The organism is Paralcaligenes sp. KSB-10 (genome assembly GCF_021266465.1).
In the GTDB taxonomy this organism is placed as follows: Bacteria; Pseudomonadota; Gammaproteobacteria; order Burkholderiales; family Burkholderiaceae_B.
The window spans coordinates 3176730-3189694 of the sequence record NZ_CP089848.1 but is presented as its reverse complement, the minus strand read 5'-3'; the positions used below and the strand labels follow the sequence as shown (position 1 = coordinate 3189694).

11 protein-coding genes are annotated in these 12965 nt (G+C 60.3%); all 11 read right to left on the bottom strand.

Translation table 11 applies throughout. The features are described from left to right. Position 1: 1 nt before the first annotated feature. The 11 genes from LSG25_RS14665 to LSG25_RS14615 all read right to left on the bottom strand — a co-directional run bounded on the left by LSG25_RS14665 (position 2) and on the right by LSG25_RS14615 (position 12922). The gene (locus LSG25_RS14665; protein ID WP_232741652.1) at positions 2 to 793 is read right to left on the bottom strand and encodes an ABC transporter permease; all 792 of its coding nucleotides are present in this window, start codon (positions 791 to 793) and stop codon (positions 2 to 4) included. Next, entirely contained in the window at positions 790 to 1578 is a 789-nt protein-coding gene (locus LSG25_RS14660; protein ID WP_232741651.1) for an ABC transporter ATP-binding protein, read from the bottom strand. The genes LSG25_RS14665 and LSG25_RS14660 overlap by 4 nt, the downstream gene beginning before the upstream one ends. Before the next feature lie 73 nt (positions 1579 to 1651). Next, positions 1652 to 2293: a phospholipid-binding protein MlaC gene (locus LSG25_RS14655; protein WP_370635879.1), complete on the bottom strand. Its 642-nt coding sequence runs from the start codon at positions 2291 to 2293 to the stop codon at positions 1652 to 1654. 12 nt (positions 2294 to 2305) lie between these two features. Beyond that, the gene (locus tag LSG25_RS14650; RefSeq protein WP_232741650.1) at positions 2306 to 3154 is read right to left on the bottom strand and encodes a VacJ family lipoprotein; all 849 of its coding nucleotides are present in this window, start codon (positions 3152 to 3154) and stop codon (positions 2306 to 2308) included. 36 nt (positions 3155 to 3190) lie between these two features. After that, positions 3191 to 3712 (bottom strand): outer membrane lipid asymmetry maintenance protein MlaD, encoded by a 522-nt coding sequence (gene mlaD / locus LSG25_RS14645; protein ID WP_232741649.1) that lies wholly within the window; start codon positions 3710 to 3712, stop codon positions 3191 to 3193. Positions 3713 to 3730: 18 nt separating this feature from the next. Beyond that, positions 3731 to 4519 (bottom strand): lipid asymmetry maintenance ABC transporter permease subunit MlaE, encoded by a 789-nt coding sequence (mlaE, locus tag LSG25_RS14640; protein WP_232741648.1) that lies wholly within the window; start codon positions 4517 to 4519, stop codon positions 3731 to 3733. After that, entirely contained in the window at positions 4516 to 5352 is an 837-nt protein-coding gene (locus LSG25_RS14635; protein WP_232741647.1) for an ABC transporter ATP-binding protein, read from the bottom strand. The genes mlaE and LSG25_RS14635 overlap by 4 nt, the downstream gene beginning before the upstream one ends. A 157-nt stretch (positions 5353 to 5509) precedes the next feature. Continuing rightward, positions 5510 to 6034, bottom strand: a complete 525-nt coding sequence (locus LSG25_RS14630; RefSeq protein ID WP_232741646.1) for a chromate transporter — start codon at positions 6032 to 6034, stop codon at positions 5510 to 5512. A gap of 42 nt (positions 6035 to 6076) precedes the next feature. Further along, positions 6077 to 6652 (bottom strand): chromate transporter, encoded by a 576-nt coding sequence (locus LSG25_RS14625; protein WP_232741645.1) that lies wholly within the window; start codon positions 6650 to 6652, stop codon positions 6077 to 6079. Positions 6653 to 6720: 68 nt separating this feature from the next. Next, positions 6721 to 8184: a glutamate synthase subunit beta gene (locus LSG25_RS14620; protein ID WP_232741644.1), complete on the bottom strand. Its 1464-nt coding sequence runs from the start codon at positions 8182 to 8184 to the stop codon at positions 6721 to 6723. Between the two features lie 10 nt (positions 8185 to 8194). Further along, positions 8195 to 12922 carry a glutamate synthase-related protein gene (locus tag LSG25_RS14615; protein WP_232741643.1) on the bottom strand — a complete coding sequence of 1576 codons (4728 nt, stop codon included), beginning with the start codon at positions 12920 to 12922 and terminating at the stop codon, positions 8195 to 8197. Positions 12923 to 12965 lie beyond the last annotated feature (43 nt).

Here is a 12965-nt window from a genome sequence, read left to right as displayed (position 1 = left end):
ATCAATTCCGGAGTTTATAGCCGCTGGCTAACAGGCGTAGGGTACAGAAGCAGAGAATGGCGAATACGCAGCTGACGACCGCCAGGCTGTGCCACGGCGAGACATCGGAGACCGCAAAGAAACCGTAGCGAAAGCCGTCTATGGTATAGAAAATGGGGTTCCAGCGCGATACGGCCTGCCAGAAGCTGGGCAGGCTGTGTATAGAGTAGAACACACCCGACAGGAAGGTGGCGGGCATGATCAGGAAGTTCTGGAAGGCGGCGAGTTGGTCGAATTTTTCGGACCACAATCCGGCGATCAGCCCGAGCGTGGCCATGATGCCGCAGGACAGAATTGCAAAGACCAGCAGCCACAGCACATTGGCGGGGGGCAGCGGTATGAAAAACAGGGCTACCAGCCAGACACAGGTTCCCACGCACAAGCCGCGCACAATGGATGCGATCAGGTAGGCGCTGAAGATTTCGCGGTGCGACAGGGGCGGCAGCAGTATGAACACCAGATTGCCGGTAATACGGCTTTGTATCAGCGATGACGAGGGGTTGGCAAAGGCGTTTTGCAGCATGCTCATCATCATGAGGCCGGGAATCAGGAAGGCGGTATAGGGCACGGTGCCGTACACCTGGACCCGGCCTTCCAGGACATGGGCAAACACAAGCAGGTACAGCAGCGCCGTCAGGACCGGCGCCGCAATCGTCTGGAAGCTGACTTTCCAGAAACGCGATAATTCCTTGCGCAGCAGGGTCGGGAACCCTGAGCCCATATCGGTGCGCGGTGCGATAACAGGTACGCTCATGCCGCCACGCCCAGCGTATCGTCGTGCATGATGCGCACAAAAGCGTCTTCGAGGTCGGTGCCGCCCACACGTGCCAGCAGGGCCTGCGTGGTGTCGAGCGCGACAACGCGCCCGTGCTTGAGCATGGCGATGCGCCCGCACAGCGCTTCGGCTTCTTCAAGATAGTGCGTAGTCAGCAAAATGGTGTGTCCGGCCTTGTTCAGGCGCGAGATGAATTCCCACAGCGTGCGGCGCAGGTCGACATCGACGCCCGCTGTGGGTTCGTCCAGAATAATGACCGGCGGACGGTGGACCAGGGCTTGCGCCACCAGAACGCGGCGCTTCATGCCTCCCGACAGCGCGCGCATATTGGAGTCGGCCTTGTCGGTCAGACCCAGGTTGCTGAGAATTTCGTCGATCCAGTCGTCGTTGTTGCGCAGGCCGAAGTAGCCGGACTGTATGCGCAGGGTTTCACGCACGGTAAAGAACGGGTCGTAGACGATCTCCTGGGGCACGACGCCCAGCGAACGCCGGGTTTGTTTATAGTCGGTCACCACGTCGTGGCCGCAAATGCTGGCTGTGCCCGAAGTGGCGCGCGCCAGTCCGGCCAGAATCGAGATAAGCGTGGTTTTGCCGGCGCCATTGGGGCCAAGCAAGCCGAAGAATTCGCCGTATTCGACACTTAGGCTGACATCGTCAAGTGCCCGAAAGCCTTTTGCCGCAGGGGTTGATGAAAACCATTTTTTCCAGCCGCTCGAGCGGGGTGGATAAGTTTTTGATATGTGATCTAGAGTGAGGGCGGGCATAATAATAGAAAAGCCTGGCTCGGGATGAAGCCAAGCTAAGTATTATAGGGGAACACCGCCTCGGGCGACTTGCCTACTTGTTACGCTGGTTCAATGCCTGGATCAGGCCATCGATGCCGTTCTGCGCGATCTCGCCGGCAAACTGGTTGCGGTAGTTTTGGATGAGCCAGATTCCTTCGACATTGAGGTCGTAGATTTTCCAGCCCTGAGGGGACTTTTCAAGCCTGTAGTCGATGGCCACAGACGGCGCATTGCCCTGCGTGAGCGTCGAACGCACCACCACGTCGTCGGCCTTGGGGTCGCCGCGGAACGGCGCGATCGTAAGAGTTGAATTCTGGTCGACTTTGGTGAGTGCGCCGCTGTAGGTGCGGATCAGGGTTCCCTTGAAAGCCTGTACCAGGTTTTGCTGTTGCTGGGGTGTGGCCTGGCGCCAGTAGCGTCCGGCCGCCAGCCGCGTGGTTTTTTCGAGATCGACGTAGGGCAGTACGTATTCGTTGACGAGCTCGTTGATCTTCGCAAGATTGCCCTGTTTCGCCTCGGCCGATTGCTTGATGGCATCCAGCGCGTTATTGCCGACCGCCTGAACGAAAGCCGGAGGGGCGCCGTTGGGGTCGACCGCCTCTTTGGCGTGCGCCGCGGCGCATAGCCCGGCACCCAGCAGGGTCATGGCGAACAGGCGCTGCAGAGCGGAGAATGAAAATGGTTTGAAACGCATAAAGGCTCCTGGTTACTGCCCCGTTTTGTTGACGGGTTTTACGGGCGGCGTCGCGGGTTGCGCTTCGTCGTCGGAGTAATTAGGCAGGTTGTCATCGGAATAGTTCGGCAGATTATCTTTGTTCATTCGAACCTTGTGCCCTTGCACCATCGCCTTGCGGCGTTGCAGATAGGCGTCGCGTATGAAGCTGTAGCGATCAAGGGCCACCGAGTCGACCAGCTTGTCGGTATCCAGAAGATTAGCGCGTGTGTCGATAAATGCCATGCCAACAAGTGAATTTCGTAACGGAATGTTGTCGATGGCGCCGATCGACAGATAGGTTGCCGCGCCGCCGAACACGTCGCCCGCCCTGCCCACGCCGTCGCGCACCGAGCTGGGTCCGAGCAGAGGCAGTACCAGATAAGGGCCGGGTTTGAGCCCCCATACGCCCAGTGTTACCCCGAAATCGTTTTCGATGCGTTTCGAGCCGTTCATGGAGGCCACGTCGATACATCCACCCAGGCCCATGGTCGAGTTGAACAGCACGCGCCCGAGAGTATTGACAAAATCGTGCCCGCGGCCCTGGATGAAGCTGTTGAAGGCCGACCAGACGTCCCAGACGTTATTGAAGATATTGTGCACGCAGGTTTGCACAGGCTTGGGCGTGATCGCCGCGTAGCCTGAAGCGACGGGCTTGATCAGCGCCTTGTCGACCGTATCGTTGAACTTGTACATGCCGCGGTTGTAGCTTTCCCACGGGTCGTTGGGGTTGGGGTGAGGTACGCTGGCGCAGCCCGCCGCAATGGCTGCGATGGCCAGTACAGGGGCCAGGCGCGCGAAACGCCGCGCGGGAGCGGAGGTAGGGGTGTGTGAAGTATTCATGAATGTGCTTTTGATTTTTAATTTACATTTTGTATTCTAGGGCTTTGCCGGTTCGCCGCTGCCCGAACCCTCTTTATGGGTCGTGCTGTCCTTGGCCGTACCTTCCTTGCTGGCGGAACTGTACAGGAATTTGCTGATGAGTTCTTCAAGAACAACGGCGCTTTGCGTGTATTTGATCTGGCTGTTCTGAGCCAGCATCTTGTCGTCGCCGCCAGGGGTCAGGCCGACATACTGCTCGCCCAGCAGGCCCGAAGTCAGGATCGAAGCCGATGAATCGTCGGGAAACTGGTATTGCTTGTTGAGATCGAGCGTGGCCACGGCCTGGAAACGCTGGTTGTCGAAGGCGATATTTGCCACGCGCCCGACCACCACGCCGCTGCTTTTGACCGGCGCGCGAATTTTCAGCCCGCCAAGATTGTCGAAATGCGCCTGGACCTGGTAGGTGGGAGCAAACGAAAATGAGCTCAGGTTGCCGGCACGCAATGCCAGGAAAACCAGGGCAATGGCTCCCAGCAGTACGAACAGCCCAACCCAGAAATCAGTTTTTTCACGCGTCATGATTATTCCGTCTATTTTTCAATTGCTAAACATCAGGGCGGTCAACAGGAAGTCGAGCCCGAGCACCACCAGCGCGCCGTTCACCACCGTGCGGGTCGTGGCGCGGGCAACGCCTTCGGGCGTCGGTTTGGCGTTCCATCCTTCGTAGAGCGCTATAAGCGTTACCGCGATGCCGAAGACCAGGCTTTTGATGACGCCGTTGGCGATGTCGTTGAAGATATCGACGCCGTTTTGCATTTGCGACCAGAAAGCACCCGGATCGATGCCGATCAGCACCACGCCGACAAACCATCCGCCGATGATGCCGACCATGGAAAACACCGCCGCCAGGATCGGCATGGCGATGACCCCGCCCCAGAAGCGCGGCACCAGCACGCGGCGTATGGGATCGACAGCCATGACCTCCATGGCGGCGAGCTGCTCGCCAGCCTTCATCAGCCCGATTTCCGCTGTAAGCGAAGTCCCGGCGCGGCCGGCGAAGAGCAGGGCGGTTACGACCGGACCCAGCTCACGCGTCAACGACAGGGCGACCAACAGGCCGAGCGCCTCTTCGGAGCCGTAGCGATTAAGCGTGTAATAACCTTGCAGACCCAGCACAAAGCCCACGAACAAGCCCGAGACGGCAATGATCAGAAGCGAATAATTGCCGATGAAATGCACTTGCTGCGAAACCAGCCCCGGACGCTTAACCAGCAGACTGCTGCGGGCCAATATGCCGCCCAGCAGGCGGGCATAGGCACCCAGGCCGGTAACGCGCACCCGTACGGCATGGCCAAGGGACGTAATGACGGCGGCGGGCGACCTCATGGACGTGCTCCGTGTTGCCCCAGCCATTTCTGGAACGCGGGGGTTTCCGGGTAATGAAACGCAATGGGGCCGTCGGGATCGCCCTTGAGGAATTGCTGCACGTAGGGATCCTGGGCGTTTGAAAGCTGTTCGGGCGTGCCGCTGGCGATCATCCGGCCCTGCCCGACCATATAAACCAGATCAGCGATTGCGAAAGACTCCGCCACATCGTGGGTAATCAGAACCGAGGCGCAATTCAGCCTGTCGGTGAGCGTACGTATGAGCTTGGCGGTAATGCCCAGGGAAATCGGATCCAGGCCCGCAAAAGGCTCATCGTATAAAACAAGTTCGGGTTCCAGCACAATCGCCCTGGCCAGCGCCACGCGGCGCGCCATACCGCCGGAAATTTCGGAAACCTTCAAATGCGCCGCCGCGCGCAGGCCCACGGCATCCAGCTTATCGAGCACCAGCTCGACGATTTCCTTTTCCGGCCGCCGGGTATGTTCGCGCAAGGGAAACGCCACGTTTTCAAAGACATCCAGATCGGTAAACAGCGCACCTTGCTGAAACAGCACACCCATGCGCTGCCGCAGCTCGCGCAGCGTATCACCCGACACATGGGCGATATCCTGATCGAAAACGGAGATGGTTCCAGCCTGAGGGGCCAACTGCCCAGTCGCCCCGCGCAGCAAAGTCGTCTTGCCCGAGCCCGAGCCCCCCATCATGGCCACGACCTGACCGCGATGAACCTCGAGATTGACGTCGCTCAGCACAGTGAAATCGCCGTATCCCAATGTCACGCCGCGAAACTGCAGAATCGCATGGTCGGGACGGAGATCAGCGCTGGAACTCATAAAACTAGTCTCATATTGGAAGGTACGCAGGATGGCGCAACGAGAGCATGCATCGAGTGGCCTCAAATTGACAGCTTAGCATTGTATCCCGGCTGTATAAAAACACACCCCCCGCCGCAAATGGCGCCCCTTCAGAGGAAAAACGCGCACGATCCCTTCAAGGCCGCACAAGCAAAAACAACACAGCCCCCACCCCAAGCAGCAAAAACGGACTGACCCGCGTATACATCAGCAGCAGCGTCGAAACAATAGCCACCCCCCAAGCCCATATCCCGCCCTCCGCCGCTTTCAGAATAGTGCCCGTGGCCGCCAGAATCATCCCCGCCGCCACAGGAATCAGCCCCTCTTCAATCGCCTTGATCAACAAAGTACTCTCATAGCGCGCCCACAACTTCGCCAGGTAATACACCAGCATCGCCGCCGGAACGAAAATAGCAAAAGAAGCCACCAGGGCCCCCATCATCCCCGCCGCATCCCAGCCGATCAAAGTCACCAATAGCGACCTGGGGCCGGGTATCAGGCGCGAAAGCGCAAACAGATCAAGAAACTGCGAATTATCGATCCACTTATAAACCTCGACCGATTCCCGATGTATCGCCGGAATAATGCTTTGCCCGCCCCCGACCGTCAAAAATGACAGCGGCGCGAAAACCTTGAACAGATTGATTAGGGTATCGATCATTGGGCTTGTTGCTGGCTGCGTGGATAGTAATAGATATGTGATTTATGAAGAGCGCGGCATGCGGCGCCGCAGCCGGTAATAGGCAATCGCGACGGAGCAGGGGGCCGCGCACAGCACCACCCAGATCAGAGGCAAATTCAAGAGAAAAATAAAGCCGAAAGTGCCCACCACGATCAACGTCGGCAGCAGGCCATTGACCGCGCGTTTGGCCGCGCGCAGGCCCATTTCCAGCGACAGGCCTATGGCCGCCGCGGCAATGCCCGCCAGCGCGAGATGCATATTTTGCGATTGAGTGAGCCGTGAAAAGATCGCCGCCAGGGCAATGGCCAGGAACATGGAGGGCACCACCATCCCCACAGAGGCCGCCAGGGCTCCCTTGCCGCCGCACAGCTTATAACCGATCCAGATGGAAAGATTCACCACATTCACACCCGGAAAGGCCTGGGAAAGGGCCAGCCCGCTTAAAAATTCCTCTTCGGAAATCCAGCGCCGCTGGTGCACGAATTCCCGCATCAGCCAGCCGCTCAGGCCGCCGCCGAAACTGGTCAGGCCTATGCGGGAAAATGCCCAGAATATCTGCAGTGGGCTGGGTCGGGGCACAGCAGGTTCGGTAGCCATGTTCTTTGCCGAAATTGAAAACCGGCTACCTAGGGGTAGCCGGTATAAACGGAACAGATATCCAGGGTTCAGCGGGGTAGTGTACTCGCTCCCATCAAGTACTCGTCAACCGATCGCGCGCACTGGCGGCCTTCGCGTATGGCCCAGACAATGAGCGACTGGCCGCGGCGCATGTCGCCGGCCGCAAAGACCTTGCCGGTGCTGGTGCTGTAGTCGTCGGTATTGGCCTTGGCATTGCCGCGCGCATCGAGATCGACATTGAAGGCTTCCAGGACATTCCTGACAGGCGAAACGAAGCCCATGGCCAGCAGCACCAGGTCCGCCGGGATGTCGAATTGCGAGCCTTCGATTTCACGCATCTTGGTCTGGCCGGTGGCTTCGTCCTTGAACCATTCCAGACGTGCCGCAACCAGCTTTTCGACCTTGCCGCCTTTGCCTTCGAAGGATTTGGAGGTTACGGCCCAGTCGCGCTCGCAGCCTTCATCGTGGGACGAAGACGTGCGCAGCTTGGCCGGCCAATAGGGCCAGGTAAGACCCTTGTTTTCCTCGCCCGGCAGCTTGGGCATGAGCTCGAATTGAGTTACCGAGGCGGCGCCCTGGCGGTTGCTGGTGCCGACGCAATCGGAGCCGGTGTCGCCGCCACCGATCACGATCACATGCTTGCCCTTGGCCAGCGTTTGCTTGGCAATCCGGTCGCCGGCGCCCACTTTGTTTTGCTGGCGCAGGAAATCCATGGCGAAATGGATGCCTTTCAGCTCCCTGCCGGGGATGGGCAGATCGCGCGGGTTCTCCGCGCCGCCGCTCAGCACAATGGCGTCGAACTCGGCCTTCAGCGACTCGGGAGTGCGCACCGTCAGCCCGTCTTCGGCGTTGGCGGCATCGCCCACGTAGGTCGACGGGCAGAACTCGACCCCTTCCGCTTCCATTTGAGACAGGCGGCGGTCGATATGCGATTTTTCGAGCTTGAAATCGGGAATGCCATAACGCAGCAGGCCGCCGATGCGATTGCTTTTCTCGAATACCGTGACGGCGTGGCCGGCGCGGGCGAGCTGCTGCGCGCAGGCCAGCCCGGCCGGGCCCGAGCCCACTACGGCGACCTTCTTGCCGGTTTTCCTGCTGGGTACCTGGGGAGTCACCCAGCCTTCGGCCCAGCCTTTGTCGATGATGGCGTGTTCGATCGACTTGATGCCGACAGCGTCGTCATTGATGTTCAGGGTACAGGCGGCCTCGCAGGGAGCGGGGCAGATGCGGCCGGTGAACTCCGGGAAATTGTTGGTTGAATGCAGCACATCGAGCGCGCTGCGCCATTGCTGCTTGTAAACCAGGTCGTTCCAGTCGGGGATGACATTATTGACCGGGCAGCCGTTGCTGCAAAACGGTATGCCGCAGTCCATGCAGCGTGCGCCCTGTTGCTTGGCCTCGTCGTCGCTAAGGGTATGGACGAATTCACGCCAGTGCTTGAGACGCTTCTGAGGCGCCTCGTACGCTTCCTTGACGCGCTGAAATTCGATGAAACCGGTAATCTTGCCCATGCTCTCGTCCTCAGGCGGCTATTTGTTGCAGGTTGTTGGCGCGCCACATTTCACCCAGCGCACGGCGGTAGTCGGTCGGCATGACTTTCACGAAAGTGCCGCGCGCCTGTTGCCAGTCGCCGAGTATGTCGCGTGAACGGAAGCTGCCTGTATACCGGTAGTGGTCCTCGATGAGGCGGCGCAAAATGGTTTCGTCGGTTTCCCGCTCGCTGCCGCGCACCGCGCTGTGCCATCTGTCGATGCCATTGGCTTCGACCTGCTGGGCATGGGCGAGCACGGGCTCGAGCTCGACCATGGACAGGTTGCAGTGTTCGCGGAAGGTATTGTGCGGATCCCAGACATAGGCGACTCCCCCCGACATGCCCGCCGCAAAGTTGCGCCCGGTTTCGCCCAGCACCACCACGGTGCCGCCGGTCATGTATTCGCAGCCGTGGTCGCCGGTGCCCTCGACGACCGCCGCCGCGCCCGAATTGCGCACCGCAAAGCGCTCGCCCGCGACGCCATTGAAATAGGCTTCGCCGGCCAGCGCACCGTATAACACGGTATTGCCGGCGATGATGTGGTCGGGGCCGAAGCCGCGGAAGTCATTGGGCGAACGCACGATAATGCGGCCGCCCGACAGGCCCTTGCCCACATAATCGTTGGCTTCGCCAACCAGATCGAGCGTGATGCCGTGGGCCAGGAAGGCGCCGAAACTCTGGCCGGCGGCGCCATTGCACTGAATGTGTATGGTGTCGTCGGGCAGGCCCTCGTGGCCATAGCGCTTGGCAATGACCCCCGACAGCATGGCGCCGATGGTGCGGTTGCGGTTGCGCACGGGTGTAATGAAGGATACTTTTTCGCCGTGTTCGATGGCGCCCTTGCTGCGTTCGATGAGCAGATGGTCGAGCGCCTTGGCCAGGCCGTGATCCTGTTCTTCGGTTTGATAGCGCCCGGCTGCCGAGTCAACCTGGTGGAATACGCGGGAAAAATCCAGGCCCTGCGCTTTCCAGTGCTCTATGCCATTGCGCATGTCGAGCAGATCGACACGCCCGATCAATTCGTTGAACGAGCGGATGCCGAGCTGAGCCATGATTTCGCGAACCTCTTCCGCAACAAAGAAGAAGTAGTTCACCACGTGCTCGGGCTTGCCCTGGAATTTCTTGCGCAATTGAGGGTCTTGCGTGGCCACCCCGACCGGGCAGGTGTTCAGGTGGCATTTGCGCATCATGATGCAGCCTTCGACGACCAGCGGCGCGGTGGCGAAACCGAATTCGTCGGCCCCAAGCAGGGCGCCGATGGCTACGTCGCGGCCGGTTTTCATTTGGCCGTCGGCCTGTACGCGGATGCGGCTGCGCAGGTTGTTGAGCACCAGCGTCTGCTGCGTTTCGGCCAGGCCCAGTTCCCAGGGCGTGCCGGCATGCTTGATCGACGATACGGGCGAAGCGCCGGTGCCGCCATCGTGGCCGGCGATGACGACGTGGTCAGCCTTGGCTTTGGCCACGCCTGTTGCAACAGTGCCGACACCGACTTCGGAGACGAGCTTGACCGAGACCGAGGCGGACGAATTGACGTTCTTCAGGTCGTGAATAAGCTGCGCCAGATCTTCGATGGAGTAAATGTCGTGATGCGGCGGAGGCGAGATCAGGCCTACGCCGGGCACCGAGTAGCGCAGCTTGGCGATGTAATCGGACACCTTGTGTCCGGGCAACTGGCCGCCTTCGCCCGGCTTGGCGCCTTGAGCCATTTTGATCTGGATCTGGTCGGCGCTGGACAGGTATTCGGCCGAAACGCCGAAACGCCCCGACGCGATTTGCTTGATGCGTGAACGCAGCGAATCGCCGGCCTCCAGCGGCACATTGGCCTCGACGCGGTCGGAGCCCAGCAGCGAGGCGAGCGTATCGCCCTTTTTGATGGTGCTCTTGCCGGCGCGCATTTCGTCGCGGTAACGCAGTTCGTCTTCGCCGCCTTCGCCGGTGTTCGATTTGCCGCCAAGGCGATTCATGGCCACGGCCATGACCGTATGCGCCTCGGTCGAGATCGACCCCAGCGACATGGCCCCCGAGGCAAAGCGCTTGACGATTTCCTTGGCCGGCTCGACCTCGCTCAGGGGAATGGCTCGCGCCGGATCCACCTTGAACTCGAACAGGCCGCGCAGAGTCATGTGGCGGCGCGACTGATCGTTGATGAGTTGGGCGTACTCTTTATACGTGCTGTAGTTGTTGGCCTTGGTCGCGTGCTGCAGCTTGGCGATCGAATCAGGCGTCCACATATGCTCTTCGCCGCGGATGCGGAAAGCATAATCGCCGCCTTCATCCAGGGCGTTTTTCAAGACCGGGTCGTCGCCGAATGCCGCCTTGTGCAGGCGCAAGGCTTCCTCGGCGACTTCAAAAATGCCTATGCCCTGGATGTTGCTGGGAGTGCCGGTAAAGTATTGATCGACGAGCTTGGACTGCAGGCCGACCGCTTCGAAAATTTGCGCGCCGGTATAGGACATATAGGTCGAGATGCCCATTTTGGACATGACCTTGTTGAGCCCCTTGTCGATGGCCTTGATATAGTATTTGATCGCCTGCTCGGGGTTGTCCAGCGTGGACAGCGATTCGAGCGCCAGGTAAGGGTGGATGGCTTCGGCTCCGTAGCCGCCCAGCAAGGCGAAGTGATGCACTTCGCGCGCCGATCCGGTTTCCACGATCAGGCCGGTGTTGGTGCGCAGGCCGGCGCGAATCAAATGCTGGTGAATGGCCGAGGTGGCTAGCAGGGCGGGAATGGCAACGCGTTCGCTGTCGATCTTGCGATCGGACACCAGCAGGATGTTGTAGCCGCTGCGCACCGCATCGGCGGCGTTCGAGCACAGGCCCGCGATACAGGCCTCGATGCCTTCGCGGCCCCAGATCGCGGGGTAGGTGATGTCGAGTTCGAACGTGCGGAACTTGTGCGACGTAATGTGTTCGATATTGCGAATTTGCGCCATGGCGGCAAAGTCGAGCACCGGCTGGGCCACTTCCAGGCGCAGCGGCGGGTTGACGTTGTTGATGTCGAGCAGATTGGGTTTGGGCCCAATGAACGACACCAGCGACATCACCATTTGTTCCCGAATCGGATCGATAGGCGGGTTGGTCACCTGTGCAAACAGCTGGCGGAAATAGTTGTAGAACGGTTTGGCGCGGTTCGACAAAACGGCCAATGGCGCATCGTTGCCCATGGATCCGGTAACTTCTTCGCCGTTGCGGGCCATGGGTTCGAGAATGAACTTGAAGTCTTCCTGGGTCCAGCCGAAAGCCTGCTGGCGATCGAGCAGCGAGGCGGCCTGAGCCGGCGCCTCGGCGATTTTCTGGGCCGGCAGCGATTCCAGCTTCAGGCGCAGGCGTTCGATCCACTGGCCATAGGGGCGGCTGTTGGCGAGCTGCGACTTGATCTCGGCGTCATCGATGATGCGGCCTTGCTGCAGGTCGATCAGGAACATCTTGCCCGGCTGCAGGCGCCATTTCTTGACGATGCGATGCTCGGGAATCGACAACGTGCCGGCTTCGGAAGCCAGGACGACCATATCGTCATCGGTGATCAGATAGCGCGCCGGGCGCAGCCCGTTGCGGTCCAGGGTGGCGCCAATCTGGCGGCCGTCGGTGAATGCCACGGCGGCCGGGCCATCCCAGGGCTCCATCATGGCCGCATGATATTCATAGAAGGCGCGGCGGTGCGCATCCATATTGGTGTGCTGCTCCCAGGCTTCGGGGATCATCATCATCATGGCGTGCGCCAGCGAATAGCCCGACATCACGAGCAACTCCAGGCAATTGTCGAAGGTTGCCGTATCGGATTGGCCTTCATAGACAATCGGATAAAGCTTGGGCAGATCGTCGCCCAGCACCGCCGAATGCATGGCGCCTTCGCGCGCGCGCAGCCAGTTGAAGTTGCCCTTGACGGTGTTGATTTCGCCGTTGTGGGCAATCATGCGATAAGGGTGGGCCAGCGGCCAGGCCGGGAAGGTATTGGTCGAGAAACGCTGGTGCACCATGGCCAGGGCGGACACGGCGCGGGTGTCGGCCAGGTCGCGATAATAGCGGCCGACCTGGTCGGCCAGAAGCAGGCCCTTGTAAACGACGGTGCGCACCGAGATCGAGGGGACAAAGTATTCCTGGCCGTGCGCCAGCCGCATATGCTGGATGGCATGGCTGGCGGTTTTGCGGATGACGTAGAGTTTGCGCTCGAGGGCATCGGGCACCATGATGTCGGGGCCGCGGCCGATGAAGAGCTGGCGGATGACCGGCTCGCAGGCGCGCACGGCGGGCGACATGGGCATTTCGGTGTCGACGGGCACATCGCGCCAGCCCAGGACCACCTGGCCTTCGTCGCGCACGGCGCGCTCGAGCTCTTGCTGACAGGCCAGGCGCGAGGCCATTTCCTTGGGCAGGAACACCATGGCCATGCCGTACTCGTCGGGCGGCGGCAGTTCGATGCCTTGAGCGGCCAGATCCTGGCGGTACAAGGCATCGGGAATTTGAATCAGGATTCCGGCGCCATCGCCCATCAGCTTGTCGGCCCCGACAGCACCCCGGTGGTCGAGGTTTTCGAGAATCTTCAGGCCTTGCTGAATGATGGAGTGGCTTTTGCGCCCCTTGATATGGGCCACAAAACCGACGCCACAGGCATCGTGCTCGTTTTCGGGCGAGTACAGCCCCTGGGCAGGCGGCAGGCCGATACGCGTCGCGTCGATAGCGGCTTCAGAAGAGCCGGAGGGGGTCGGAATTTGGGACATAAGGGGACTCCGCAGAGTTCTGCGCTGGAAATGTTGCGTTGCA

Coding starts and splice junctions, on each gene's coding strand:
- LSG25_RS14615 (WP_232741643.1), bottom strand. CDS start 12,922: ATGTCCCAAATTCCGACCCCCTCCGGCTCTTCTGAAGCCGCTATCGAC.
- LSG25_RS14665 (WP_232741652.1), bottom strand. CDS start 793: ATGAGCGTACCTGTTATCGCACCGCGCACCGATATGGGCTCAGGGTTC.
- LSG25_RS14630 (WP_232741646.1), bottom strand. CDS start 6,034: ATGATCGATACCCTAATCAATCTGTTCAAGGTTTTCGCGCCGCTGTCA.
- LSG25_RS14650 (WP_232741650.1), bottom strand. CDS start 3,154: ATGAATACTTCACACACCCCTACCTCCGCTCCCGCGCGGCGTTTCGCG.
- LSG25_RS14625 (WP_232741645.1), bottom strand. CDS start 6,652: ATGGCTACCGAACCTGCTGTGCCCCGACCCAGCCCACTGCAGATATTC.
- LSG25_RS14660 (WP_232741651.1), bottom strand. CDS start 1,578: ATGCCCGCCCTCACTCTAGATCACATATCAAAAACTTATCCACCCCGC.
- LSG25_RS14620 (WP_232741644.1), bottom strand. CDS start 8,184: ATGGGCAAGATTACCGGTTTCATCGAATTTCAGCGCGTCAAGGAAGCG.
- LSG25_RS14655 (WP_370635879.1), bottom strand. CDS start 2,293: ATGCGTTTCAAACCATTTTCATTCTCCGCTCTGCAGCGCCTGTTCGCC.
- mlaE (WP_232741648.1), bottom strand. CDS start 4,519: ATGAGGTCGCCCGCCGCCGTCATTACGTCCCTTGGCCATGCCGTACGG.
- LSG25_RS14635 (WP_232741647.1), bottom strand. CDS start 5,352: ATGAGTTCCAGCGCTGATCTCCGTCCCGACCATGCGATTCTGCAGTTT.
- mlaD (WP_232741649.1), bottom strand. CDS start 3,712: ATGACGCGTGAAAAAACTGATTTCTGGGTTGGGCTGTTCGTACTGCTG.